25 protein-coding genes are annotated in these 26,904 nt (G+C 40.5%); 14 read left to right on the top strand and 11 right to left on the bottom strand.

Annotation, left to right across the window (positions count from 1 at the left end; translation table 11 throughout):
• Positions 1-13 precede the first annotated feature (13 nt).
• The 6 genes from truD to proS all read left to right on the top strand — a co-directional run bounded on the left by truD (position 14) and on the right by proS (position 5,675).
• Positions 14-1,036, top strand: a complete 1,023-nt coding sequence (truD, locus tag HMPREF3279_RS00290; RefSeq protein WP_070867746.1) for a tRNA pseudouridine(13) synthase TruD — start codon at positions 14-16, stop codon at positions 1,034-1,036.
• Entirely contained in the window at positions 1,036-1,776 is a 741-nt protein-coding gene (gene surE / locus HMPREF3279_RS00285) for a 5'/3'-nucleotidase SurE (protein WP_049364714.1), read from the top strand. The genes truD and surE overlap by 1 nt, the downstream gene beginning before the upstream one ends.
• Positions 1,777-1,827: 51 nt before the next feature.
• Positions 1,828-2,403: a YqaA family protein gene (locus HMPREF3279_RS00280; protein WP_049364715.1), complete on the top strand. Its 576-nt coding sequence runs from the start codon at positions 1,828-1,830 to the stop codon at positions 2,401-2,403.
• A 16-nt stretch (positions 2,404-2,419) separates the two neighbouring features.
• A complete protein-coding gene (locus tag HMPREF3279_RS00275) occupies positions 2,420-2,608 on the top strand; it encodes a hypothetical protein (RefSeq protein WP_049363974.1) in 189 nt (62 codons plus the stop codon).
• A 23-nt stretch (positions 2,609-2,631) separates the two neighbouring features.
• Positions 2,632-3,864: a murein hydrolase activator NlpD gene (gene nlpD, locus HMPREF3279_RS00270; RefSeq protein ID WP_070867716.1), complete on the top strand. Its 1,233-nt coding sequence runs from the start codon at positions 2,632-2,634 to the stop codon at positions 3,862-3,864.
• Positions 3,865-3,959: 95 nt separating this feature from the next.
• The gene (gene proS / locus HMPREF3279_RS00265; protein ID WP_070867715.1) at positions 3,960-5,675 is read left to right on the top strand and encodes a proline--tRNA ligase; all 1,716 of its coding nucleotides are present in this window, start codon (positions 3,960-3,962) and stop codon (positions 5,673-5,675) included.
• 64 nt (positions 5,676-5,739) lie between these two features.
• Here the strand turns inward: proS and deoC are convergent, their stop codons facing one another.
• The gene (deoC, locus tag HMPREF3279_RS00260; RefSeq protein ID WP_070867714.1) at positions 5,740-6,414 is read right to left on the bottom strand and encodes a deoxyribose-phosphate aldolase; all 675 of its coding nucleotides are present in this window, start codon (positions 6,412-6,414) and stop codon (positions 5,740-5,742) included.
• A 110-nt stretch (positions 6,415-6,524) separates the two neighbouring features.
• Between deoC and HMPREF3279_RS00255 the strand changes: the two genes are divergently transcribed.
• From HMPREF3279_RS00255 to hslO, 7 genes are all read left to right on the top strand, one after another.
• The gene (locus HMPREF3279_RS00255) at positions 6,525-7,028 is read left to right on the top strand and encodes a protein disulfide oxidoreductase (RefSeq protein WP_070867713.1); all 504 of its coding nucleotides are present in this window, start codon (positions 6,525-6,527) and stop codon (positions 7,026-7,028) included.
• Positions 7,029-7,080: 52 nt separating this feature from the next.
• Positions 7,081-8,004 carry an ADP-glyceromanno-heptose 6-epimerase gene (gene rfaD / locus HMPREF3279_RS00250; RefSeq protein WP_070867712.1) on the top strand — a complete coding sequence of 308 codons (924 nt, stop codon included), beginning with the start codon at positions 7,081-7,083 and terminating at the stop codon, positions 8,002-8,004.
• 98 nt (positions 8,005-8,102) lie between these two features.
• Entirely contained in the window at positions 8,103-9,146 is a 1,044-nt protein-coding gene (gene waaF / locus HMPREF3279_RS00245; RefSeq protein ID WP_070867711.1) for a lipopolysaccharide heptosyltransferase II, read from the top strand.
• Positions 9,143-10,048: a DMT family transporter gene (locus HMPREF3279_RS00240; protein WP_070867710.1), complete on the top strand. Its 906-nt coding sequence runs from the start codon at positions 9,143-9,145 to the stop codon at positions 10,046-10,048. The genes waaF and HMPREF3279_RS00240 overlap by 4 nt, the downstream gene beginning before the upstream one ends.
• The gene (gene rfaC / locus HMPREF3279_RS00235; RefSeq protein WP_070867709.1) at positions 10,045-10,998 is read left to right on the top strand and encodes a lipopolysaccharide heptosyltransferase RfaC; all 954 of its coding nucleotides are present in this window, start codon (positions 10,045-10,047) and stop codon (positions 10,996-10,998) included. The genes HMPREF3279_RS00240 and rfaC overlap by 4 nt, the downstream gene beginning before the upstream one ends.
• A 165-nt stretch (positions 10,999-11,163) precedes the next feature.
• Positions 11,164-12,288 (top strand): porin, encoded by a 1,125-nt coding sequence (locus tag HMPREF3279_RS00230; RefSeq protein WP_070867708.1) that lies wholly within the window; start codon positions 11,164-11,166, stop codon positions 12,286-12,288.
• Between the two features lie 198 nt (positions 12,289-12,486).
• On the top strand, positions 12,487-13,353 hold the full coding sequence (gene hslO, locus HMPREF3279_RS00225) for an Hsp33 family molecular chaperone HslO (RefSeq protein WP_070867707.1): 867 nt from the start codon (positions 12,487-12,489) through the stop codon (positions 13,351-13,353).
• 43 nt (positions 13,354-13,396) lie between these two features.
• On the opposite strand, the gene HMPREF3279_RS00220 is transcribed toward hslO, so the two are convergent.
• Positions 13,397-14,221 (bottom strand): alpha/beta hydrolase, encoded by an 825-nt coding sequence (locus HMPREF3279_RS00220; protein ID WP_083327134.1) that lies wholly within the window; start codon positions 14,219-14,221, stop codon positions 13,397-13,399.
• A 256-nt stretch (positions 14,222-14,477) separates the two neighbouring features.
• Between HMPREF3279_RS00220 and pckA the strand changes: the two genes are divergently transcribed.
• Positions 14,478-16,094 (top strand): phosphoenolpyruvate carboxykinase (ATP), encoded by a 1,617-nt coding sequence (pckA, locus tag HMPREF3279_RS00215; RefSeq protein ID WP_070867705.1) that lies wholly within the window; start codon positions 14,478-14,480, stop codon positions 16,092-16,094.
• A 97-nt stretch (positions 16,095-16,191) separates the two neighbouring features.
• Here pckA and HMPREF3279_RS00210 read toward each other — a convergent pair whose 3' ends face one another.
• The 9 genes from HMPREF3279_RS00210 to HMPREF3279_RS00170 all read right to left on the bottom strand — a co-directional run bounded on the left by HMPREF3279_RS00210 (position 16,192) and on the right by HMPREF3279_RS00170 (position 26,875).
• Positions 16,192-16,467: an HmsD gene (locus HMPREF3279_RS00210; protein WP_065420546.1), complete on the bottom strand. Its 276-nt coding sequence runs from the start codon at positions 16,465-16,467 to the stop codon at positions 16,192-16,194.
• 3 nt (positions 16,468-16,470) lie between these two features.
• Complete coding sequence (gene pgaC / locus HMPREF3279_RS00205) at positions 16,471-17,712, bottom strand: poly-beta-1,6-N-acetyl-D-glucosamine synthase (RefSeq protein WP_070867704.1); 1,242 nt, start codon at positions 17,710-17,712, stop codon at positions 16,471-16,473.
• 10 nt (positions 17,713-17,722) lie between these two features.
• On the bottom strand, positions 17,723-19,639 hold the full coding sequence (pgaB, locus tag HMPREF3279_RS00200) for a poly-beta-1,6-N-acetyl-D-glucosamine N-deacetylase PgaB (protein WP_070867703.1): 1,917 nt from the start codon (positions 19,637-19,639) through the stop codon (positions 17,723-17,725).
• Between the two features lie 21 nt (positions 19,640-19,660).
• Positions 19,661-22,078 carry a poly-beta-1,6 N-acetyl-D-glucosamine export porin PgaA gene (gene pgaA, locus HMPREF3279_RS00195; protein WP_070867702.1) on the bottom strand — a complete coding sequence of 806 codons (2,418 nt, stop codon included), beginning with the start codon at positions 22,076-22,078 and terminating at the stop codon, positions 19,661-19,663.
• A 210-nt stretch (positions 22,079-22,288) separates the two neighbouring features.
• Positions 22,289-23,056, bottom strand: coding sequence for a Fe(3+) dicitrate ABC transporter ATP-binding protein FecE (fecE, locus tag HMPREF3279_RS00190; protein WP_070867701.1), 768 nt, complete (start codon positions 23,054-23,056; stop codon positions 22,289-22,291).
• Positions 23,056-24,039: a Fe(3+) dicitrate ABC transporter permease subunit FecD gene (gene fecD / locus HMPREF3279_RS00185; protein ID WP_070867700.1), complete on the bottom strand. Its 984-nt coding sequence runs from the start codon at positions 24,037-24,039 to the stop codon at positions 23,056-23,058. The genes fecE and fecD overlap by 1 nt, the downstream gene beginning before the upstream one ends.
• Entirely contained in the window at positions 24,039-25,028 is a 990-nt protein-coding gene (gene fecC / locus HMPREF3279_RS00180; RefSeq protein WP_049384617.1) for an iron-dicitrate ABC transporter permease FecC, read from the bottom strand. Before fecC ends, fecD begins: the two co-directional genes overlap by 1 nt.
• Complete coding sequence (locus HMPREF3279_RS00175; RefSeq protein WP_070867699.1) at positions 25,028-25,918, bottom strand: Fe(3+) dicitrate ABC transporter substrate-binding protein; 891 nt, start codon at positions 25,916-25,918, stop codon at positions 25,028-25,030. Before HMPREF3279_RS00175 ends, fecC begins: the two co-directional genes overlap by 1 nt.
• Positions 25,919-26,008: 90 nt before the next feature.
• Positions 26,009-26,875: a DMT family transporter gene (locus tag HMPREF3279_RS00170; protein WP_070867698.1), complete on the bottom strand. Its 867-nt coding sequence runs from the start codon at positions 26,873-26,875 to the stop codon at positions 26,009-26,011.
• Positions 26,876-26,904 lie beyond the last annotated feature (29 nt).

The raw sequence follows: 26,904 nt of genomic DNA, 5'->3' as shown, positions 1-26,904 counted from the left end.
AGAACGAAAAAAAATGGTCAAACATCTCCCTTATTTCACCTTAAAAACACCGCCAAAAACAACCGCACTTTTAAAGCAAGTGTTTGCTGATTTTATTGTAAAAGAAGATCTGGGCTATGAAATGTCAGGCGAAGGCGAATTTGTGGCAGTAAAAATCCGTAAAACGGATTGTAATACGTTGTTTGTGGGCGAAAAACTTGCCAAGTTTGCAGGTATTTCTGATCGAAATATGGGGTATGCAGGTTTGAAAGATCGTCATGGCATCACAGAACAATGGTTTTGTTTGCAAATGCCAGGTAAGGAAACGCCTGATTTTAGTCAATTTCAATTGGAAGGTGTCGAGATTTTAGAAGTCACTCGCCACAATCGCAAAATTCGCACGGGCAGTCTTCAAGGGAATGCTTTTGAGATTTTATTGCGTGGTGCAAAAGAAAGTGACGAATTAAATGAGCGCTTAAATTTTGTGGCGAAATACGGTTTTCCTAACTATTTCACCGAACAACGTTTTGGGCGTGATGGGCATAACCTAACTCAAGCGATTCGTTGGGCTAAAGGGGAGATTAAGGTCAAAGATCGTAAAAAACGCAGTTTTTACCTTTCAGCTGCTCGCAGCGAAATTTTTAATTTAGTTGTAGCAGAACGAATTGAACAAAATGTGGCAGATCAGGTTCTAAGAGACGATATTGTGCAATTAAACGGATCGCACAGTTGGTTTAAGGCTGATGAAAATGAAGATTTAGTGGTCTTACAGCAACGTTTGAACGAACAAGATATTTTGCTCACTGCGCCTTTAATTGGCGAAGAAAATTTATCTGCAAGTGCGGTCGAAAATAAAGTCGTTTTGGAACATCAGATTTTCCAAGAATTAATGAAACAAGAAAGAATGAAAGCCGCTCGTCGCCCTTTATTGATGCAGGCAAAAGATTTCCACTGGACGTTTGTTGAAGAAGGATTGAAGCTCTCATTTTATTTGCCGGCAGGGAGTTATGCCACTGCATTGGTGCGAGAGTTAGTGAATATTAAGGAAGAAGAATAATGCGAATTTTAGTCAGCAATGATGACGGTTTTCACGCCGAAGGGATTCAAGTTTTAGCAAAAGAATTACGAAAAATTGCCGATGTGGTGATCGTTGCGCCCGATCGTAATCGTAGCGCGGCATCAAGTTCATTAACGCTTGTTGAGCCGCTTCGCCCTCGTCATTTAGACAGTGGTGATTATTGCGTGAATGGCACACCGGCTGATTGTGTGCATTTGGCACTAAACGGTTTTTTATCTGGACAAGTGGATCTTGTCGTATCAGGTATTAACGCGGGTTGCAATATGGGGGATGATACGATTTATTCAGGTACTTTGGCTGCAGCATTGGAAGGCCGACATTTAGGGTTGCCAGCTATTGCGGTATCTTTAGATGGTCGTTTGCATTATGAAACAGCGGCTCGTGTAGTGTGTGATTTAATTCCGAAATTACATCCTCAATTATTGAATAAACGCGAAGTGATCAATATCAATGTGCCAGATTTGCCTTACGAAGAGCTTAAAGGCATCAAAGTCTGTCATTTAGGTTATCGCTCATCCGCTGCAGAAGTGATTAAACAAGAAGATCCTCGTGGCGAAAATATTTATTGGATTGGCCCGTCAGGCTTGCCAGAATATGATGGTGAAGGTACAGATTTTCATGCGGTAAAAAATGGTTATGTTGCCATTACGCCAATTCAAGCGGATCTTACGGCTCATCAGTCAATTGCTGCTTTACAAGATTGGCTGGAAAGTGAATAATGTGCCGTTTTGAAACGAATTTTCCCTATTGAAGCAATAAAGGATAAGTGAATGAATATTTTTGGTGCGATGTATGATAAAACAATGCAATGGTCAAAACATCGCTTTGCCGTGTTTTGGTTATCCTTTGTAAGTTTTATTGAGGCTATTTTTTTCCCTGTTCCACCAGATGTGATGTTGATTCCGATGTCAATGTCAAAACCGAAAAGTGCATTTCGTTTTGCACTTTATACCACGATTGCTTCGGTTGTCGGTGGAATGATTGGTTATGCTATCGGCTATTATGCTTTTGATTGGGTTCAAGGTTATATTCAGCAATGGGGTTACCAAGCCGCTTGGGAACAAGCTATGGCGTGGTTTAAAGAATGGGGCATTTTAGTGGTCTTTGTTGCCGGTTTTAGCCCGATTCCTTATAAAGTTTTCACCATTTGCGCAGGCGTGATGCAAATGGCGTTTATCCCCTTTGTGATAACCGCATTTGTATCGCGTTTTGCTCGTTTTATTTTAGTCGCAAAACTGGCTGCATGGGGCGGAGAGAAATTCGCCGCGAAATTACGTAAATCCATTGAAATCATTGGTTGGAGTGTGGTTGCTCTGGCTGTGATTGCTTATCTTATTTTAAAATAACAGGATGACCTTTTTTATGAATAAATTACTCTTAATTATCTCGAGTGCATTGCTGATCTCAGCTTGTACAGGAGAACCACAAAAACAAGATCCCGATGCATTACCTAATGGTATTATGCAACCCGTAGAGGGAACGGGAGCGGTTGCCGGTGGTAGCTTTATGCCGGAAATTGAAAAGAACTCGATGCCAAATCAAATGAAATAAATTTAATGTTAAAGGAAGAATAAATGAAAAAATCGTTTTTATTGCTCCCTGTGAGTATCGCTATTTTAACGGCGTGTAGTTCAAATAGCCCTGCGCCAATTGAAAATGTAGATGGCACACTTTCTCCGGGTGTAATGCAGCCTGTTGATAATAATTCGAGCGGTACATGGCAGCCAGAAATCCAACAAAATACGATGCCAAATACCATGGGCAATAGCGTGCCAACGGGAACTCAAACACCACAACCAAGTTTCCAACCAACTTATCAACCGGTTCAACAACCTGCTGCAGCACAGCCTAAACCAACGCCAGCTCCAGCACCGGTTCAACCACAGACTAAAACAGTAACCAAAACGGTTTCTGATTGCACCAGCTCTGGCGCAATCAATGTGCCGCGTAATCCAAATACCAATGCGCCGGATTACAGCCAAATTCAAAAAGGTTCATACAAAGGAAATACCTATAAAGTAAACAAAGGCGATACCATGTTCTTAATCGCTTACTTGACAGGTATGGACGTGAAAGATTTGGCAAGCATGAATAATATGAAAGAGCCTTATAGTTTAAGTGTGGGCCAAACGTTAAAAATTTCTAATTGTTCAACTAAAACAGTTACTACGACTGTACCAGTGAAAACGACAGCACCAGCTGCACCGGCAGCCCCTGCTGAGCCAGAAGTGACTTATACACCAGGTGCAAACGGTACGCAAATTGGTTCTGATGGTACGGTAATTGGTCCAATTAAATCAGGTGTTGCAACAGGTGGTACATCAACACCAGCGTTTACCAACAATACACCGAGCACACCGGTGACAACGACAACTCAAGTGGAAACCACAAACAATACGCCTGTTAATGCAAACGTTGTAGCACCAGTGGCATCGAATGTGGCATGGCAATGGCCAACCCAAGGTAACGTGATCCAAGGTTTCTCTAACTCGGATGGTGGTAACAAAGGGATTGATATCAGTGGTTCTCGCGGACAAGCGGTTAAAGCGGCGGCTAGCGGTCGTGTTGTTTATGCGGGTAACGCATTACGTGGCTACGGTAACTTAATCATCATCAAACATAATGATGATTTCTTAAGTGCTTATGCACACAACGACAAGATCCTCGTGAGCGATCAACAAGAAGTGAAAGCGGGTCAAGAGATTGCGAAAATGGGTAGCACAGGAACCAATGCTGTGAAACTTCACTTCGAGATCCGTTATAAAGGTAAATCTGTCGATCCAGTTAGATACCTACCGAGAAGATAATCTTTTCTCAGAAAAAAGTGCGGTTAAAAATGACCGCACTTTTTGTTATACTCTCACCAATTTTTTCTCAATGCTTAGAATCTAAGGTTAATTCAATGCGTACAAGTCAATATTTATTCTCAACATTAAAAGAAACCCCAGCTGAAGCGGCCATTGTGAGCCATCAATTGATGCTTCGCGCAGGGATGATTCGTCCTCTTGCCTCAGGTCTTTATAACTGGATGCCAACCGGCTGGCGCGTGCTCCGTAAAGTAGAAAAAATCATCCGTGAAGAAATGGATAAAAGCGGCGCACTTGAAATCAAAATGCCAGTCGTGCAACCAGCAGAATTATGGGAAGAATCAGGTCGTTGGGAACAATATGGCCCAGAATTACTTCGTTTTGAAGATCGTGGTAATCGTAACTTTGTATTAGGTCCAACACATGAAGAAGTGATTACGGATTTAGTTCGCCGCGAAGTGTCATCATACAGACAACTTCCGATCAATTTATACCAAATTCAAACCAAATTCCGTGATGAAGTACGTCCTCGTTTTGGTGTCATGCGTTCACGTGAATTTATTATGAAAGATGCGTATTCTTTCCATGCTGATCACGCGAGCTTGCAACAAACTTATGATGTGATGTACCAAACGTATAGTAATATTTTTAATCGCTTAGGTTTAGATTTCCGTGCAGTACAAGCGGATACCGGTTCTATCGGAGGGAGCGCCTCACATGAATTCCAAGTGTTAGCAAACAGCGGTGAAGATGATGTGATTTTCTCTACGGAATCAGATTACGCAGCAAACATTGAGTTAGCAGAAGCGGTGGCGATTGGTGAACGCGCCGCGCCAACGAAAGCAATGGAATTAGTTGATACGCCAAATGCAAAAACAATTGCTGAGTTGGTGGAACAATTCAATTTGCCAATTGAGAAAACAGTTAAAACCTTAATCGTAAAAGGGGCAAGCGAAGAGCAACCGTTAGTGGCATTAGTCATTCGTGGTGACCATGAATTAAATGAAATTAAAGCAGAAAAATTATCTGAAGTGGCTTCACCATTTGAGTTTGCGGATGAAGCTGTTATCAAAGCTAAAATTGGTGCGGGTGTCGGTTCATTAGGCCCTGTTAATCTCAATATTCCTGTGATTGTTGACCGTTCAGTGGCGTTAGTGTCTGATTTCAGCGCGGGTGCAAATATTGATGGTAAACATTACTTCAATATCAACTGGGAACGTGATGTAGCGTTACCAAAAGTAGCGGATATTCGTAACGTGGTTGAAGGTGATCCAAGCCCAGATGGTAAAGGTACTTTGTTGATTAAACGAGGTATCGAAGTCGGTCATATCTTCCAATTAGGAAAAAAATACTCAGAAGCCATGAATGCGACTGTTCAAGGTGAAGATGGTCGTCCAATGGTCGTAACCATGGGATGTTACGGTATTGGTGTAACACGTGTGGTCGCGGCAGCGATTGAACAGCATTTTGATGATCGCGGTATTGTGTGGCCAACAGATGAAATTGCACCATTTACCGTAGCTGTTGTGCCAATGAATATGCATAAATCTGAAAGCGTTCAAGAATATGCCGAAGAATTGTACCGCACTTTACAAGCACAAGGCGTAGAAGTGATCTTTGATGACCGTAAAGAGCGTCCAGGTGTGATGTTTGCCGATATGGAACTTATCGGCGTGCCACACATGGTGGTGATTGGTGAGAAAAATCTCACAAACGGCGAAATCGAATATAAAAATCGCCGTACCGGTGAAAAACAAATGATTGCAAAAGATCAGTTGTTAGATTTCTTAAAAGGACAAATTAAAGCTTAATTAAGTCTTTGATGATTAAAAAGGAGATTGAGGCATCCACTTCAATCTCCTTTTTTATTATTGATTAGTAATTGCTTGAGGTATTACCAGAAGTACCAGTTACAATGGCAATCCCTGCGCTTGCACCAATTCGTGTCGCACCTGCTTCAATCATTGCTAGTGCGGTTTGAGTATCACGAATACCGCCAGAGGCTTTCACGCCAATGTTGCCTACCGTTTTCTTCATTAAAGCGACATCTTCTACGGTTGCACCGCCTTTATTGAAACCGGTTGAGGTTTTAACGAATGCCACACCTAACGCTTTACAGATTTCACAGGCTTTCACAATTTCTTCTTTGGTGAGTAAGCAGGTTTCCAAAATCACTTTAAGTGGCACGCCATGACAAGCGGTTAATACAGCTTGAATGTCGTCTTTTACGGCATCCCATTTATTGGATTTAATCAAGCCGACATTAATTACCATATCGATTTCACCTGCCCCTGCGTTGATCGCTTCTTGGGTTTCAAAAGCTTTGACGGAAGATAAGTTAGCGCCAAGTGGGAAACCAACAACGGTACAAATTTTGACGTTTGAGCCAGCGAGTTTTTCTTTGGCTAAAGGAATATAGCCTGAATTAATGCAGACTGAATAAAAGCCGTATTGAATGGCTTCATCGCAGAGCTTAAGAATATCCTGTTCTGTTTTTTCTGCAGTAAGGGCAGTGTGATCAATATACTGTGCTAATTGTTTACTATCCATATTTTTTCTCCTTATAAAATGATGTGATTATCATAACAAAATCTCTGCAATTTTGACCGCACTTTTCTGATCGATTACAATCCATTTATCCTAGATCATGAAATTTTATTGTGAAACTTAAAACATTATTAAAAAATGCGATTTCGCTCCTGCTAACGTTGATTGTCGTAAGCAGTATTCTCGATTTTATTCGTAAACCTAATATTCCGCCTGAAATCAATGCGACGGCACTTTATGATTTACAGGGGAATGCCTTCTTTTTACCCCAATTAGATCAAGCTAAGCCGACGATCATTTATTTCTGGGGAAGTTGGTGCGGTTATTGTCGTTATACTTCTCCAGCGATTAATTCACTTTCAGAAGAAGGCTATCCGGTAATCTCTGTCGCGCTACGTTCAGGAACAAATAAGGACGTGGAGGATTATTTACAAACCCATCGCTATCAGTTTACAACGGTGAATGATCCTCAAGGCAAGATTGCGGATCAATGGCAGGTGAATGTGACACCGACGATTATTATTTTAAACAAAGGAAAAATGGATTTAGCCACAACGGGTTGGACAAGTTACTGGGGCTTAAAAGTGCGGTTGTTTTTCACAGAGTTTTTTGGCTAAGCGGCACAAAATCTATTACAATACACAGACTTATTTTAAAGAGGACAGAATTATGATTATCGTAACAGGTGGCGCCGGCTTTATCGGCAGTAATATCGTTAAAGCATTAAACGATATGGGACGCAAAGATATTTTAGTGGTGGATAACTTAAAAGACGGGACTAAATTCATTAACTTAGTGGATCTTGATATCGCAGATTACTGCGATAAAGAAGACTTCATTGCGTCAATTATTGCAGGTGATGATTTAGGTGAGATCGATGCGGTATTCCATGAAGGCGCTTGCTCGGCGACTACTGAATGGGACGGTAAATACATCATGCATAATAACTACGAATATTCAAAAGAGTTATTGCATTACTGCTTAGATCGTCAAATTCCGTTCTTGTATGCATCAAGTGCGGCGACTTATGGCGACAAAACTGAATTCCGTGAAGAGCGTGAATTTGAAGGCCCATTGAATGTGTACGGTTATTCTAAATTCTTATTCGACCAATATGTGCGAGCGATTTTACCTGAAGCAAAATCACCAGTATGTGGTTTCCGTTATTTTAACGTGTATGGTCCGCGTGAAGGCCACAAAGGTTCAATGGCAAGCGTGGCATTCCACTTAAATAACCAAATCCTGAAAGGCGAAAATCCAAAATTATTTGCAGGTAGTGAACACTTCCGCCGTGATTTCGTTTATGTAGGCGATGTGGCACAAGTCAACATTTGGTGCTGGCAAAATGGCATTTCAGGTATCTTCAACTGTGGTACCGGCAATGCAGAATCTTTTGCGGAAGTGGCAAAAGCGGTGATTAAATTCCACGGAAAAGGCGTAGTGGAAACCATTCCATTCCCAGAGCATTTGAAATCTCGCTATCAAGAATATACGCAAGCGGATTTAACGAAACTTCGCGCAACTGGCTATGACAAACCATTTAAAACCGTAGCGGAAGGTGTGGCTGAGTACATGGCGTGGTTAAATAAATAAAAATATTGAACAAATAATGTCGTTCAATACTAGAAAATGAATAAAGTGCGGTTAAAATTAGTCTTATTTTTAGCCGCACTTTTGTTATAAGGTCAAGCATGAATATTTTAATTATCGGCCCGTCTTGGGTCGGCGATATGATGATGTCGCACAGTTTGTATCAACAACTCAAACTGCAATATCCCAATTGCCAAATTGATGTGATGGCACCGAATTGGTGTAAACCGCTTTTAGCCCGTATGCCAGAAGTGCGCCATGCCATTGAAATGCCGCTTGGACACGGCAAGTTTGCCTTGTGTGAACGTTATCGTTTAGGTAAGGCTTTGCGCAATCAATATGATATGGCGATTGTGTTACCAAATTCCTTGAAGTCAGCTTTTATTCCTGCTTTTGCAAAAATTGCTGTGCGTCGTGGTTGGAAAGGGGAAAGCCGTTATTTCTTACTTAATGATTTACGCAATAACAAACGTGATTACCCAATGATGGTGCAACGTTATGTGGCGTTAGCTTTTGAGCAAAATGCAGTACCGAAAGCGGCAGATATTTCTGTTCTAAAACCTTATTTAGCCGTTGATCCAACGCAACAAACAGAAACCTTAAAAAACTTTGAAAAACAGACCGCACTTTTAGGCGAACGTCCGATTATCGGTTTCTGCCCAGGTGCAGAATTTGGTCCAGCTAAACGTTGGCCGCATTATCATTATGCTAAATTGGCTGAAATGCTAATTGAAAAAGGCTATGCGGTAGAATTATTTGGTTCACCAAAAGATGTGGAGGCAGGAGAGCAAATCCGCAATGCGTTGCCAGCCGAGCTACAACCGTTTTGTTTGAATTTGGCAGGGCAAACGAATCTTAATCAAGCTGTGGATCTAATCGCTAACTGCACAGCAGTGGTGAGCAATGATAGCGGCTTAATGCATATTGCCGCTGCAACAGATCGTCCATTGGTCGCGCTTTACGGCCCAACGAGCCCAACTTATACGCCACCATTATCTGATAAAGCGGTGATTATTCGTTTAATTGAAGGCGATTTAATTAAAGTGCGTAAAAGCACAGATAGCTCGGAAGGGTATCATCAAAGTTTGATTGATATTACACCAGAAATGGCATTAGAAAAATTAGAGACATTATTAGCAAAATGAACCCTCTTCGCATACACTTACAATTAATCGGAATGGCTATTTTATGGGGCGCATCTTGGCCTTGGGGGCGAGTGGTTGCCCAAGCTATGCCGACATTTGTTGCCTCCAGTTTGCGATTTTTCTTTGCGATTATTCCGCTCATGATTTGGTTATATGCGGCAAATCGCTTTAAATATGCGAAACAACTAAGAGCAAACCAATGGATAGGTTTGTTTGTGACTGCCTTTTTCGGTGTTTTTGCCTATTCCACGTTTTTTATCTGGGGACTGAAATATCTTCCGGCAGGGCAAGCTGCCGTGATTGTAGCAACAAACCCAGTTTTCACGACGTTTTTGGCAATTTTTTTATTTAAAGAAAAATGGAATCGATGGGTAATACTCGGAATGATTATTGCCATGAGTGGATCGCTATTGGCTCTCACAAAAGGGAATTTTTTACAGATGATGGATTCCTTTGGCTTTGGGCAAATATTATTAATTGGGGCGCTAATTTGTTGGGTCGTTTATACCTTACTGGCGAGAAAAGTACTCGCAGGTATTGATTCACTCACCGCAACCACCTTATCTTCTATTTTTGGTTTTTTATTGTTATTTATGAGCGCATTATGCGTGGAAAGTGCAGCCGATTGGCTTACGGTACTGAATTTATCTCAAGGTGAGTGGATAAGTTTGCTTGGCCTCGCATTTGGAGCAACAGTATTAGCCTATGCCTGGTATTTTGATGGGGTGAAATACTTAGGGGCAGGTAATGCCTCAGCTTATATCATACTTGTGCCGATTTTAGGGATTTTATTCTCAGCTGTTTGGTTGAATGAACAAGTGGATTCATCCTTAATTATTGGTGGTATTTTAGCTGTGTCAGGTCTCGGTATTATGCACTGGGGAAGAAGGTTAATTAAATGAAAGTATGCGTGATCAAAACGTCTTCTATGGGCGATGTAATCCATACTTTGCCAGCATTGACTGATGCGCAGCATGCTATTCCTAATCTCTCCATTGATTGGGTGGTAGAAGAGAATTTTGCCGAAATTCCACATTGGCATTCTGCCGTGAAGCAAATCATTCCAATTGCCTTAAGACGTTGGCGAAAATCGCCTTTTTCGACTCAGACCAAAAACGAGTGGAAATCTTACCGCGCGTTATTACAAGCCAAGCAATATGATGCCGTGATTGACGCACAAGGGCTTTTTAAGAGTGCTTTTTTTGTAACACGCTTAGCTAATGGCATTAAACATGGCTATGATTGCAAAAGTATCCGTGAACCGATTGCTTCATTTTTCTACGATAAAAAATACACTATTTCCTATCAACAACATGCGGTAGAACGTATTCGTCAACTTTTTGCGCAAGCCTTATCTTATCCATTACCGAAAGAAAAAGGGGATTATGGTATTGCTCGTCATTTTATTTCTGCAGATTCTATCGAACCTTATGTGATCTTTTTTCATTCTACGACAAGAGATGAAAAGCATTGGCCAGAACAAGAATGGCGAAATTTAATTGAAAAACTGACCACGCTTTCTGTTCAAGTCCGTTTACCTTGGGGAAATGAAAAAGAAAAGGCAAGAGCAGAGCGATTAGCCGCAGGTTTATCTCATGTAGTCGTTTTGCCTAAGCTTTCATTGAATGAATTGGCTGGACAAATTGCCAATGCGAAAGCCGTGGTATCGGTAGATACAGGGCTTGCCCACTTAACTGCTGCGCTGGATAAACCGAATATTACACTTTATGGCGCAACAGATCCGACCTTAATTGGCTGTTATGGTAAAAATCAGCATTATTTAACGGCAAATTCAATGGAAAATATTACTTCAGACCAAGTGTTTTCTACGCTAAATTTATTAATTAAATAGGTGATAAAGTAATCAAATATGTATTTATCTTGATTGATTTTAGTCAAAATATTGCCTATTTTCTGATAGTTGGCAAAATTTAGGGTTGACCATTTAAGTTGTAGTGTATAAACTGCAAAAAGTTCAATTTTTTAATAAACTTCATTAAATAATAGGGAAAGCGTTATGAAAAAAACACTTCTTGCTTTATCTGTAGCTGCATTAGCAGCAGGTTCTGCACAAGCTTATAATTTCCACATTGACCAAACTGGTACTGATGTTGATTTTTACGGTTCTTTACGTGTTAAATGGGAAAGCACCTCTAACAAAACTAACTATGTAAATGGTGATGTAACTAAAGAACACATCAATCACGCAGTTGATAACAACGGTTCACGTTTTGGTTTCAAATTAAAACAAAGCTTAGGTGGTGATTTCTACGCTTTAGGCCGTGCTGAATGGCGTATGCGTGGTGAAGCACCTTCACAACATGATTTTGACCATGTTTATACTCACCAACTTTATGCTGGTTTTGGCCACAAACAATTCGGTGAATTAACTTACGGTAACATGGTAACTATCACTGATGAAGTAAAACAAAGTGATTTAGCAAATACTTACAGCTTGACTGATGGTTTATTAGAGACTTCAGCTCGTCGTGTAACACAATATGTTTATAATGGTGACTACGGTTCAAATAAAGTGAAATTTGGTGCGTACTACGGCGGTTCAAGCAAACGTAACATCAAAAACGTAGATTTAAAAAATAATCGTAAAAACACTTGGGGTACAGGTCTTATCTTCAATCATGAAATTGATAGTATCCAAAATGTAACTGTCGCAGCAGGTTTCACTCGTGAAATTTCTGAAAATGCGAACAAAACAGCATACTACAGCAATGCTTATGCTTTAGGCTTAGCGTATAACTTTGTTCACACTACTTATGGTTTAGACTTAGCTCACAAAGATACTAAAAATAAAGATGGTGCAGGTAACAAAGTGAAAAATAATGAAGTAACTGCAGTGATTCGCCAAGGTTTAAATGAAGATTGGAATGTATATGCAATGTATTCTTACAAAACTGAGAAAACTTTACCTGTAGGTTCTGCATATTCAAAAGCGACTGATCGCCAGTTCTTAGTGGGTACTGAATACTATGTGTATAATCAAGGTTCGTTAAAAGTGAAACCATTCATTGAATGGCAAGCAACTCGTACTAAATACGAGAATACCTTTGATAAAGACTCTGGTAAACAACTTGATCGTAGCCGTGATTTCAAAACTGTTATCGGTTTACGTGCATACTGGTAATTTATCAGTTTAATCTTATAAAGCGAGCGGATAGTGAGAGCTATCCGCTTTTCTTTTTGGCTTGTAATTTTGATTTTCACCCCCATAATATTGCTCAGGCACAAAGTGCGGTAACAAAACGACATCTTTTTTGAACGTTTAAGATTTATTCACAAAATTGACCGCACTTTTTACTCAAAGAATAAATAGGAACAAATAATGAATTACACTCAAGACAATGACAAACTTTACCGTTACCTTTTCCAAAACCGTGCCGTGCGTGGTGAATGGGTACGATTAAACCAAACTTTTACTGATACGTTGAACACTCATCATTATCCAAAAGCAGTACAAAACTTACTGGGTGAGATGATGGTGGCAACGAATTTGTTGACCGCCACATTAAAATTTAATGGCAATATTACAGTTCAAATTCAAGGTGATGGTCCATTAAAATTAGCCTTAGTTAATGGCAATGATCAGCAACAGATCCGTGCATTAGCACGTGTGCAAGGTGATATTCAAGACGGCATGAGCCTACATGATATGATTGGCAAAGGCGTATTAGTGATTACGATTGCTCCAACTGAAGGTGAACGTTATCAAGGCGTTATCGGTTTAGATAAACCAACGATTACGGAATGTTTAGAAGACTATTTTGTGCGTTCAGAGCAATTACAAACCCAACTTATTATTCGCACGGGTGAATATGACGGTAAAGCTGTTGCCGCTGGAATGTTGCTACAGATTATGCCAGATGGCCAAGGTACGCCAGAAGATTTTGAACATTTAACGACCTTAGCTGCAACCGTAAAAGATGAGGAGTTATTTGGATTACCTGCAGAAGAATTGCTTTATCGTTTATACCACGAAGAAGTAGTGGAAGTTTTTGAACCTCAAGCCGTTTCTTTCTTCTGTGGTTGCTCACCTGAGCGTTCTGGGGCAGCATTATTACTGATTCCAGAAGCTGAAATAGAGGAAATTTTAGAAGAGCATAAAGGCAGCATTGATATGCAGTGTGAATGTTGTGGTACGCATTACTTCTTCAATAAAGAAGCGATTGATAAACTTAAACAAGCCCAATAAGAAAAATCCCCGTTCATGATAATGGGGATTTTTTTATGCTCTTTTATTGTTGAACTTGTTCTAAACAATGTTTGATAGCGTCCGGAATTGAGCCACCATGATTTTTATTGGGAATAGAAATAAATTCCACGGAATTACCCTGTTTTTCCAATATTTCCGCCAGTTGATGCGCATTGATTGTTCGCATTTGTTTCCGTTGATTAATACGCTGTAATTGTTCTTCAGTCATATTTGGATCCTGTTCAGGATGCTCTTCATAATAGCCTAATGTAATCAGAATATGTGATGGTTTTGGGCTAATCCATGGTTCATTTTGAGGTAGAAATGAGCCATTCCCCCACCAAAGAGAAGGGCTTGCCAAGGTGTAATATTGAAATAAATCCGGTTGATGGAAGAGTACGTACAATCCAAATAATCCACCAAAAGAATGGCCAAAGAAATATTGTTTTTCCTTATTAATATCGAAATGCTGTTCAATATAAGGCTTTACGTCTTGTTGAATAAAGCGTAGAAAATCGGCTGCTTTTCCTCCTTTGGCGAATTCGGTACCTTCTGCCGGGAAAGTGTAGTCTCTCGTGCGTTCTTCAATGACATAAGCTTTATCTGATACATAACCGATACCGACAATAAGCGGGAGAGGTTTATTGGGATTGACAGCATTCACTGCCATTGGAAATTGAGCATTGCCATCTAACGTGTAAAGTGCGGTCAGTTTTTGCGATGTTTTTGGTGGTACCGCAATAAACAAGCGGTAATGTTTGTCTTCAAAGGTAAAATCTTTTTGTTGAATTTGATACATTTTTTTCATGTTTTCTTGAATAGGTGGAATCTTAAAGTCGGGTTCTGCTTGCGTGCTTTGCGTAAACATCAGCAGACAAATAAAAAAGGGTAAACGCAGAAATGAGAACATGGTTATCGCATTTTAAGTTGATAATGGTTCTCACTATATCGGAAATATGAGGGGTAAATCAACCTTGTTGTATCCCAACCTCCTAAACCACCTAAAAAGGGGTAGAATTTTCCAATGAATGTTCAAAAATGAGATCTAGTTAACATTTTTTTTTTGACAATTCCCATACAATAAACATAGGAAAAATTTTTAAACTTTAATCAAGAGGTGAACTATGACTGATGTTAAAAACGTAATTAAAGAACTTGAAGCCGTTGGTATTCATGATGTTAAAGAAGTGGTTTATAACCCAAGTTATGAACAACTTTTTGAAGAAGAAACAAAACCAGGCTTAGAAGGCTTTGAAAAAGGGACACTTACCACAACTGGTGCGGTGGCTGTTGATACAGGGATCTTTACCGGTCGTTCACCGAAAGACAAATACATCGTTTTAGATGATACCACAAAAGATACTGTGTGGTGGACTTCTGATGTGGCGAAAAACGATAACAAACCAATGACTCAAGAAACGTGGTCGAGCTTGAAAGATCTTGTGACTAAACAACTTTCTGGCAAACGTTTATTCGTGGTTGATGGTTTCTGTGGCGCAAGTGAACAAGACCGTATCGCAGTGCGTATTGTGACTGAAGTGGCATGGCAAGCACATTTTGTAAAAAATATGTTTATTCGTCCGACAGAAGAACAATTAAAAACTTTTAAACCAGATTTTGTGGTCATGAATGGCTCTAAATGCACCAACCCGAACTGGAAAGAACAAGGTTTGAACTCTGAAAACTTCGTTGCATTTAACTTAACTGAGCGTATTCAATTAATCGGTGGTACTTGGTACGGTGGTGAAATGAAGAAAGGTATGTTCTCAATGATGAACTACTTCTTACCACTTAAAGGTGTAGGTGCAATGCACTGTTCTGCTAACGTAGGTAAAGACGGTGATGTAGCAATCTTCTTCGGTTTATCAGGTACAGGTAAAACCACGCTTTCTACCGATCCAAAACGTGAATTAATCGGTGATGATGAGCACGGTTGGGATGATGTAGGTATCTTCAACTTTGAAGGTGGTTGCTACGCGAAAACTATCCATCTTTCTGAAGAAAATGAACCAGATATCTATCGTGCAATCCGTCGTGATGCATTATTAGAAAACGTCGTGGTTCGTGCAGATGGTTCAGTTGATTTCGATGATGGTTCTAAAACTGAAAATACTCGTGTGTCTTACCCAATTTATCACATTGATAATATTGTTAAACCAGTATCTCGTGCAGGTCACGCAACGAAAGTAATTTTCTTAACTGCGGATGCATTCGGTGTGTTACCTCCAGTGTCTAAATTGACACCAGAGCAAACCAAATACTACTTCTTATCTGGTTTCACTGCTAAATTAGCTGGTACAGAGCGTGGTATTACTGAGCCAACGCCAACTTTCTCAGCATGTTTCGGTGCAGCGTTCTTAACTCTCCACCCAACACAATATGCTCAAGTATTAGTTAAACGTATGCAAGCTGCTGGTGCAGAAGCGTATTTAGTTAATACTGGTTGGAACGGTACAGGTAAACGTATCTCAATCAAAGATACTCGTGGTATTATCGATGCGATCTTAGATGGTTCTATCGAAAAAGCAGAAATGGGCGAGTTACCAATCTTTGATTTAGCGATTCCAAAAGCATTACCTGGCGTAGATCCTGCGATTTTAGACCCTCGTGATACTTATGCCGATAAAGCACAATGGGAAGCGAAAGCGAAAGACCTTGCTGGACGTTTCGTGAAAAACTTTGAAAAATATGCGACCAACGCAGAAGGTAAAGCACTTATCGCAGCAGGTCCAAAAGCTTAATTAGAGAATATCGTATCTAATTAAACATTTCTAAAAATAACCGCACTTTGATTTGTTAACCAAAGTGCGGTTTTTTTTATGTTAAGTTTTTTGCGAGTTATTCTTTTGCTACGGTAAGAATAGACCAAATATAAGCCAAGATGACCAATACCGCAGAGACAGAAAACATGATGCTGACCACATCGACAAAAAAGAAACTTTCCAGAATCGGTTTAGTGAAGATGCGTTCCGCATATCTCGCGACAAAAGTGATGATATAAGCCCATAAAGCCCAGGTAACTAGATCTAGTACAAAGCTTTTGGCTTTAATCAGCAAGGGAAGGCTGCTACCTTTATTAATAACCATCAATTGTTGTAAAGTGGCGGTTGCCATTATTTAAACTCCTCTGTCAGGGCTTGTCCAGACAGCTAGCTTGGACTTGTTTCTAAAAATCGCTTTTGGGATCCCAATGAGTAACGTTACTGTATTAAGTAACCAATAAACATAGGGATACCAAATGCAGGAAATTCCATATTGGATCAATCCTTTTTCATAACGTGAATCAATGTATAAGCTTAAGAGACACTGTAAGAAGAAAGAGAAAAACATGATCGAGATATTTGTTTCAAACAGCTCCATGTTTTGAATACCTATACCTAAGGTAATCTTGCGGTATAGTGCAAGCGCAACCAGTACAACCAATAAGATTGCCCAAGTTGCGGTAACAAAATATTCGGCATACATTGGCCATAGACGGCGGTTTCTCCAACGCCAGACCTGAGGGAAATATTTGAGAATGGTTTCAGCACCACCTTGTGCCCAGCGTAAACGCTGTTTGTATAAGCCATAAAGACGTTCAGGCATTAATACCCAACATAAGGCACGAGGCTCATACATGATGTTGTAACCAGCCGTTTGAATTTTCCAACTGACATCAATATCTTCAGTGATCATATTGGTACTCCAGCCACCGATTTCTTCCATCACATCTTTGCGGAATAAACAACATACGCCGGATACCGTGAAAATGGTTCCCATTAGACTTTGAGCGCGTTTGATTAAACCGATAATAGAGCTAAATTCAGAAACTTGTAGACGACCTAAAATGGTGCTGCGGTTACGTACGCGTGGATTGCCAGTAACGGCGCCATAAGCACGGTTTAATTCGAGGGATTGCACCATGTAATCGATCGCATCGAAATCCAATACTGCATCGCCATCAATACAAGCTACATATTCACCTTTAGCAACTAACAAGCCATGATTTAATGCACTGGCTTTACCTTGGTTTTCTTGGTGAAGCGCCACGATGCGTTCGTCAGCTTTTGCCCAACGCTCAATAATTTCGCCCGTGTTATCTTTACTGCCATCATTGATGAAGATCAGTTCATAGTTTGGGTATCTGAGTTGGAGCAAGTAAGGAATGGCTTCATCTAAATTGTCCCCTTCGTTATAGCAAGGCACCATAATGCTGACCATCGGAACACGTTCTTTTGGCATTTGTTGGAAAGTTGGTTGCCCAAGTTTTCCTTCCATAAAAAGGTAATAACACAGACTTGCCGTCACCCAATATATCGCCATTCCAGCAGGATACATGAATACGAAGATACTCACGGCTTCTAAGAATTGTTGGTTCATAAGTCAATCCTTATTGTTTTCCTGCATTCGTATTTACGGAAAAATACGGTTTCATTTTGTTCATATCCGGTTGATTCGTTAAAAAGTTATCCGGATAGTAGCCATAGCTATAAATATGATTTTTTTGTAATAGCGTCATCCAATCAATCAATTCGGATTCAGGAATTGGCTTTTGAGTCCGCCAATTCACCGCTTGGAATTCAAATAAGACTTTATCTAATGGCGCTTGGGCTTTCACATTTTCAATGAGAGAAGCAAACCATTGATAGGCTTCTTTTTGTGAAATAGGCTGTTCATTTTCCATGTATGGCATCGCCATGATGGCAATGGTATCGTAATTGTCGGTGAGCGTTTTTAAGTTTTGTGCCAACCATTCTTCAGCATTTGGATTGGTGATCACTGATGCATAAAGATTACGAGCCGTTTTAAGAGAATATGAACCACGCAAGAAATAAGGTTTTAACGCATCGGTGAGTTGATGGGTTAATTGGATTAAATCTTGTGTTTTTTGTTTTGCTTGTGGGCTAACTATACCTTCAGCATGATCACCTTCTGCCCCTTCAAAATCGGTTAGGAACGCATCATCATGGAATAAAATGCCATTAAATTTGGCATAGAATGACAAATCGTTATAAATGGATTTAATGATTTCAACATTCTGTTTGTTATAAGGTGAAAGGCGTAAATAAGCCTTTGTTGAAGGCTTGCCCGTGCGGCTATCAATGACATATTCCGCCTCTTTTACGCCTTTTCGTAAATCAAAGGCGAGTACAGGCATCCAAGCGTAGACTTGTACGCCTGCGCGCGTTTGTAATTGCCAGGCAATTCGGCCAAAAATATCATCTCGTACAGGAAGGTATTTATTTGGGAAATACAAGGCATCCGCTACACCATCTCCGTCGGGATCAGAGAAGGCTTGAAGATAAACTGTCGTCACACCATAGCGATAGATGCGGTCGATTAACTTATCAAGGTTTTTGGCTTGCTGAGCTTTATCCGCATCATAGACATAATCTAAATCGACATGCAGTACTCGTTGAATTTGTTTGCTTTCATCAATGCCATCAAGATAGTTTTTAACGGTATTTAGATCGGTTTCTGCATTAAGTAATAAGCGTCCAATATGTTTATCGCCCACTTTATTGATGATTTTTTCACCTAATGAGAAATAGTGTGGCATTCCTGCTTGTCGTGCAAGTTGCACAGCAACATCATTAAATTGTCCATAAGGCCACACCATTACACGTGGTTTCTTACCGATACGATTGACTAAGGTTTGAACAGTACGGGCAAAATCAGATTTTAATCTGTTTTTGTAGGCATCTTCTGTTTCATATTTTCCGTTTTTATATTCAGGTGCAATCACAGCGGGTAATTGGCCACCAGATGGGTTGGCATTTATACCGTTATGAAGATTATGAGTATGTGAGGCTACTTCAACGAGCCCACTTTGTTCCATTTCTTTGACTTGCGACCAAGTGGCAAAAACAGAACGATCTAGCATTTTATCGGCATAAGCGATCTTTTTATTTGCCGGCGTATCTAACCAGCCTGTCACTGGCGCAAAAACAGCAGGGTAGTTATAGGCCTTTAATAGAGGAAAGACCACGTTATACATGGTTTCATAGCCATCATCGAAGCTTAGCAATACCGCATTATCAGGTAATGTGCCTTTACCATTTTCAGCATCGATAACTTGCTGCCAACTGATCACGTTGTATCCGTTTTCTTTTAGCCAATTAAAATGTTTAATTAACATTTGGGCAGAAATCGTTTGAGGAAAATACTGTTTTTGATTTTCAGCCGCACTTTCATCTACCACAGAGTGATAAGCTAATACGCCATAACGATCTTGCGCAAAGGTAAAAGCCGAAAAAAGGGAAAGCGTGCAAATAATTATTCTTGCAAAATGTTTTAGAGATCTCATAAAGTTATACCGCTTAAATATTTAATAATAAATAGAAAAGTTTAAATTTCCGAAATTGTTGAATTCAGCACTGCCGTCGTAAATATTCTTTTTACGCCCAATTTCATAAGACACGCCAAATTTTTTACCAATACGCCATTGGTGTCCGTAACTAATCGACCACATTTTTTCTCGACTGAGTTCTGCCTGTTTATAGGCGCCCACACTGGCTTTCAAATGGTGATTTAAGACTAAGCCATAATTAAGTGGTTGGTAGTAACTTAAATCCGCACCGAATTCCAAGCTTGTCGCTTTTGATGGGTTGTAATATTCAGCAGAATCAATGGTTTTGTTTTTGCTGTAATCGACTCTGAAATTGTTGGTTAGCGTCCAACGGTCATGTTTGAATGTATTGAGATTCAACCAGAAATTGGCTTCTTTTCTTAAGTTGCCGTCATCAAATTTCATGACGCCACCACCTAGTCCGGCTTGGAAAATATCGGAATAGGAATACGTGGTAGAGAAACCAATATCTTTGGTATACACACCTTTATTAATGGCTTTAACTGGGGTGCCACTACCATTAATATTGGCGTTTAAATTAAATGACCAATGTTGGTTGAGGGTATAATTTGCCTCTGTAGAGAAATAGGCTTTATCATTAAGCTTAATGCCTTTCCCGCCTTCCATTTTCAATTGGAGCGGATAGAAATTGAGCTCTGTTCCCACACCAATTCGGCGAGAAATGAGGCTTTCTTTATCATAAGGGGAGCGTGTTTCTAAGTAATGAACGTAGAGATCGTGACCATTTGCTGTTTTCGGTGTGTAAATCGCATAATCTTGACTACTTTCATTGCTATAACTTATTGGTGAAGTGCGATGCTGTATGCCGACGCTCCCTACAATTTTGCCAGAACGCGCTTGTTCATAATGCTTAATAAGGGATTGCGCTGACTGACGTTGTTCTTCATTCATTGCATTAATCGTTTTTGAAACTGCTGGTAAATCATTTTGACTTAAGGCAGTTTCAGCCAGGTTATTACGAGCTTCTTGCTGATCATTTTTACTCAAAAAATAACCGGCTTTTTCCGCCCATAATTTAGCATCATCATAGTTGCCACGATTTCGCTCAAGTTCTGCTTTTTGCAACATCACCCATGGATCACCAGGCGTTTTATTAAATAGACGATCATCAATCAGTTGCTGAGCTAATTTGCTGTTACCGCGCCATAACGCTAAACGAGCTAAACCAAAATAGCGAGAATCGTAGCCTGGATTCAGAATTTTTGATGTTCGGGTATAGTCATTGATATAAACATTTGAATTCATACGCTCTAAATATTGTTGCGCCAATTCAAATTTGCCCGCATCGCTTGCAGTGAGAGAGAGTTTATGAAGTAAACCATCACTCACAGCGAGTTTATTGTTTAAGACTTGTTGTTCAATTGATTGATAAATTGCTAATGCTTTGTGTGGTGAGCCTTTTGCTGCCCAATAATCACCAAAGGCTTCTTCTAAATATGCAGGCACATTAGATTGAGCCTGTAATGTATTGAAGTCGTCTTTTATTTCATCAAATTTATTCAAGCGAACACCCATCACAAAACGATCTTGCAATGCTTGTTGATACAGAGGATGCTCAGGATTAATTTTGGCCAAAAGTGCGGTCAATTCTTCAAATGATTTTTCTTGCTGCGTAGGCGTTGTCGCATTTTTTGAGGAGGTAATCACCTTACCATGCTCAAACCACATCATGTCTTTTTGACTGAATTGATCCGGATAGGCTTGTTGTAGTTTCTCTTGTAATGGCAGAAGGTTGTATTTTGATGCTAAACGATACAACTCTCTCATTAAGGTGATATTTTTCGGATTTTGCTCTAATTGACGTTGCCAACGGCCAAGTTTAGCCATATCGGGTTCAGTGAAATCAAGCAAATAGCTTTCTGCATCAAGATAGGCGTTATCTTGTCCAAAACGTTTTTTGTAAACATTCAGTGCATTTTTTGCTGCAGTATAGTTTTTGGTTTCTGTGGAGGCTAATGCACCACCAAGCCATCCATTTGGATTATCAGGGAATTGCTTTTGCAATTGGGAATAGAATGCAACGGCACGGTCGTATTGTTTTTCATTTCGAGCGGCTTTGCCTAAATTTTCCAGTTCATTTTGGGAAAATTGCGCTGGTGCGCAGCTTTCGCAAAGTGAAAGTGCTTTAGCGGATTGATTCGTCCTCAGATAGAGTGTCATTAAATCATCGCGCACTTTAATATCGTTTGTCCTCTTAAATAAGGCCTCAAGTTTTGGAATGGCTTGATTTAATTGGGCCTCTCCTTGACGAGAGAAAATGATGATATTTTCTCGTTCGGTATCAATAGAGGAATTTTGGGCATAGGCAACCTGTACTACTGAGGTACTGACACCTGCCAATAGCATTGCCTTAAAGACATGGGATAGAGATTTCATATTAACTTATACTATGTTTAATTATAATTATTTATTGTGGACTCCACTTTTATGACAATGTAAAGAAAGTGTAAGTTTCGCAAAGTGGTCCGACCTCTAATTGAGCTATAAAAAGCATTATTTATGTATAACAGCGGGGATTTTAGGTAAAAAAATAGGCGTTTTAGTAAAATAAAACGCCTATTTGATATTTAGAGAAGTGATAGTAGGTTATTTCAAAATAAACATCGGTGTATTGCTGATAGGATCACGATGAATGATGACATTCAAATCAAATACATCCTTCAGCAACTCTTCGGTCATCACTTCATCGGGCGTACCTTGTGCCATTACTGCACCTTTTTTCATGACGATTAAGTGATCGCAATAGCGACAGGCTTGGTTGAGATCATGCAACACCGTAATCACGGTTTTGCCATTTTGTTGCATTTGTCGCATCATGCCCATGAGTTCTGCTTGACGGTTTAAATCCAGATAAGTAGTCGGTTCATCGAGTAGCACTAATTCAGCATCTTGCGCAAGTGTCATGGCTAAAAATACCCGTTGTTGCTGACCACCAGATAAATCGGAAACTAACTGTTCGGCGAGTTCGGCAGTTTGTGTTTGATCCATCGCCCAAGTGACCAATTCTTCATCTTTTTGGCTGAGTTTGCCCCAGAGATTTAAGTAAGGCGAACGCCCGTAGGCAATCAATTCCTGCACTTTAATCCCTTCTGGTACCAGGTGTTGCTGCGGGAGAAAAGCCAATTCTTGGGCATATTCTTTAGGGCTTTTTTGCCAAATATCCTGACCTTTATGGGTGATTGAGCCTTGCTTCGGTTTGAGCAAACGAGCCACCGCTTTTAATGTGGTGGACTTACAGCAACCATTTGGGCCGATTAATGCAATCACTTTATTTTTCGGGAATTTTAGCGACAGATTTTTAACCACGAGTTTATCTTGATAACCTAAAGATAAATTATTGATTTCAATGCTCATTATTTAGTTCTCATCAATAAGTAGAAGAAATATGGCGCACCGATAATCGCGGTCAGAATACCCGCGGGGAGTTCAGTTGGTGGGTCAATCACCCGCGCCAAAATATCCGAAAGTTGTAATAAGAGGGCGCCAATAATCAAGGCTGCCGGTAATAGGGTGCGATGTCTGCCGCCAACTAAACGACGGGCAAGATGCGGAGCAACCAAGCCTAAAAAGGCAATCGGACCGCAAATTGCCACGGCTGTAGTGGAAAGGGCTACCGCTAACACTAAAACGCTGATTTGCACTTTATTTACGGTTACGCCCAAGGTGGAGGCTTTGTTTTCACCTAAACCAAGGGTGTCGAGATCGCGACAGAAAATAAATGGTAAGGGTAGCAATACCACTAACCATGGCAATACCACATTCAAATAAGACCAGCTGCGTCCCCACAGGCTTCCTGTGAGCCATAACATCGCCGTATTGATCTCGACCGGATTGGTGAGCATCAGATAATGACTAATGGCTGCCCACAATGCGGAAAGTGCAACTCCAATGATTGCCATTTTGATAGGGCGGAAGCTAAAACCGCACACGATCCATAAAATGACAAAAGAGAGCACGCCGCCTAAAAACGCAAAAATTGGCATCCAGTAAAATGCCAAGTTTGGCAAGAACATCAATACCGAAACAGCAACCAACCCAGCCGCGTTGTTAATCCCTAAAATGTCAGGAGAGGCAAGCGGATTACGCACCACGCTTTGCACTAACACACCGGAAATTGCTAAGGCTCCGCCTAATAAAATCGCTAATACCGCACGGGGTAGGCGATATTCCATCAAGGTAAAATAGTTTTTATCGTCAGGCTGAAAGGCCGCCCAAATTTCCTCAAAGGAAAGCGTATAAGTGCCAAGTCGAATACTCAATCCAAAGAGTAGTACCATCAAACTAAGCGTGACGACATAAAAGCCGATAGCGCGAAAAGATACATGAGAAGCTCGCATTAGTGTCTTCCTCTGGCAAATAATACAAAGACTGGCGCACCGATTAAGGCAAGTACCGCACCAGCAGGTACTTCACTAGGGAAATTAACCGCACGGGCAATGGTATCTGCAGCGAGCATTAAAATTGCGCCGAGTAACATCGCCATGGGGAGAGATTTTCGCAAGTCATAACCAATCCAATAGCGAGCAAGATGAGGCACGAGTAAGCCAATAAAGGCCACTGGACCAGCAACACTCACGCTTGAGCCCACAATCAATAACGCCATGATGTTAGCGTACCAACGTAAATGGAAGAGATTGATGCCTAGTGAACGAGCGGATTCATCGCTTAAATTGAGTAAATTCAAACGACTGGCAAAAAACAGGCAGAAAAGTGCGGTCAAAATAAAGAACGGAAATAACGTCAATAATTCATTCCAACGGGCATGTGCAATGCCGCCAGCTAGCCAACTCATAATACCGAAGGCATGATCTTCTGCGATAATTAGCACCAATTTCGTGAGCGCTGCACACAGTAGTGATACAGCAATCCCCGCTAAAATTACCCGGCTACGATCCCCACTGTTGTCTTTCCATCCATTGCTGATCAGCATCACTACAAACCAACTCAGACCGCCACCGATACTGGCCACTAAGGCAATGCTATAACCAGAAAGAATCAAGGGGCTAAACGCACTGGTGGTCACCATGGCAAGACTGGCTCCTGAGTTCACACTGAGTAGCGTAGGTGAGGCCAGTGGGTTGCGCGTAATGGTTTGTAACAACGCCCCTGCCACCGCAAGATTGGCACCTAAAATCATGCCAACTAATGCGCGCGGCAGGCGTAAATCGGTTACGGTGATTTTGGCAATTTCATCGCCATCGGGGAGGAATGCTTGTAACGCTGCAAGCGGTCGAATTTCGATGGGATAATACAAAAACAGGCTTCCCCATAATAGGAAAGCCAGAATGATAAGGGGAAGTCCCCAACGGAAAATGGACTTCATCATTATTTTTGTTTCACGAAACCTTCAATTTGTTTTGCCATAATTTTGCTCGCTTCTAAGCCACGACCACGAGCCCACATGTCGGAGTCAACGCTGTAAACATGATTTGCTTTTACGGCAGGAATGGCTTTCCAAAGTGGCTCGGCTTCCCATTTGCGCGCAATGCTTTCATCACGATAATGGGCGATGAACAAGTATTCCGGTTTTTCCATTACTAATTGTTCAAGGTTGATTTCCACGAAAGCCTGATCGCTATTAAGTTTGGTTGGGGCAAAACCTAATGTCGTTAAGAAACTACCCACATAGCCATTGTCATTTTGGATATTAAATTTATCTTCTCGGGAAGTACCAAATGAGGCTTTTTTGCCTTGCACACCTAGATTTTTTGCAATGTTGGCAATGTAATCATTATGTTCATTGATCTTCGCTTTCATTTCAGCGCTTTTACCCACTAAATCACCAATTTTTTGTGCAGTTTCAAGATTTTCTTGGTAGCTTTCATGACGAGAATCGAACATCACCGTTGGTGCGATTTTTTTCAATTCTTCAAACACCGCTGTGTGACGGGAAGGATCGGCAATAATTAAATCGGGTTTCAGAGAAGCAATCACTTCAAGACTCGGTTGAGAACGTGTGCCAACGGATTGCCATGCAGCAATTTTTTCGCGTACTTGCGGCAAAATACGATCGACTTTGTTATCGTCAGCCACACCCACTGGGCTTACACCGACTTGGGCTAAGGCATCCACAAAAGAATATTCCAATGCGACAACACGGCTTGGGGTTTTATCAAGGGTAAATTCGCCTTTTGCATCTTTAATCGTGACGGCACTAGCAAATGCAGATGCCATTAACAATGCGGAAGCTAAAGTGGTTTTCAATAATTTTTTCATGTTATGTCCTCAATAATAAAAGCGTTTGGATTATACATTAAAACAATGTTATTGAGAATAGTTATATTTTAGCTATTTGGTCGGATTTCTCTATTTCGCCCGCATTCTAGCAAGCAGACTGACGGCAACAATAATGACTAATGAACCAATCCAGAAATTTAGGCTTGGTACGTTATCCCAGAAGAGCCAGTCACAGATGCTGGAGAAAATGACACCGGTAAAGGCAAAAGGCGTGATGACATTTGCAGGCGCGTATTTAAAGGCACGAGTGAGTAATAATTGGAAAATAAGACCGAATCCGCCCACCAAAAGCAGTAATGCAAATCCATGTAATGTTGGCATTTTCCATTGTGCGATGAAAAAGAGCGGCAATAAAATTGAGCCTAATAAGTGAAAGTAAAACACGATATTTTTAGGTGAGTTGTGCTTATTGAGCTCTTGTAAGCTGATAAATGCCATGGCTGCTAATACTGCCGCCCCCAAAGCATAGCCTACATGGATAGGATTGATATTCATTGAGCCGTTAGTCAGCATAATGATGGATACACCAATAAAGCCCATAAAACTGCAAGCCAATACTTTTAATGGTGTTCTGACTTTAAAGAAAAACAGCAATAAAGGCACAAAAAGTGCGGACGTATTCATCAATAAAATTGCAATGGAAATCGGCAAATATTTAATGGCATAGAAGGTTAACAACATACTGGCAATGCCGGCGAGGTTGCGCAAAACGAGAAACTTCCATTGCGACATATCGACTTTGAAATCTCCATCTTTAATCAAAAAAGGCAGGAGAAACACAAAACCAATAAAGAAACGGGAAAATAAAATTTCACTGGACGGTAATTCATCAGAGGCGTATTTTACAAATACGCCCATTAAGGCAATGCTGATGTAAGCTAACACCATACAAACAACAGCTTTTTGATAATTATTGCGGAGATGTATGTTTGGCATAAAGGTTCCTTGCACAAAGTGCGGTAAAA

The sequence above is a fragment of the Haemophilus sp. HMSC71H05 genome (assembly GCF_001838635.1).
Taxonomy (GTDB): domain Bacteria; phylum Pseudomonadota; class Gammaproteobacteria; order Enterobacterales; family Pasteurellaceae; genus Haemophilus_D; species Haemophilus_D parainfluenzae_R.
Note: the sequence above shows the minus strand (reverse complement) of the source record. Positions and strands in the feature narration are given on the sequence as shown.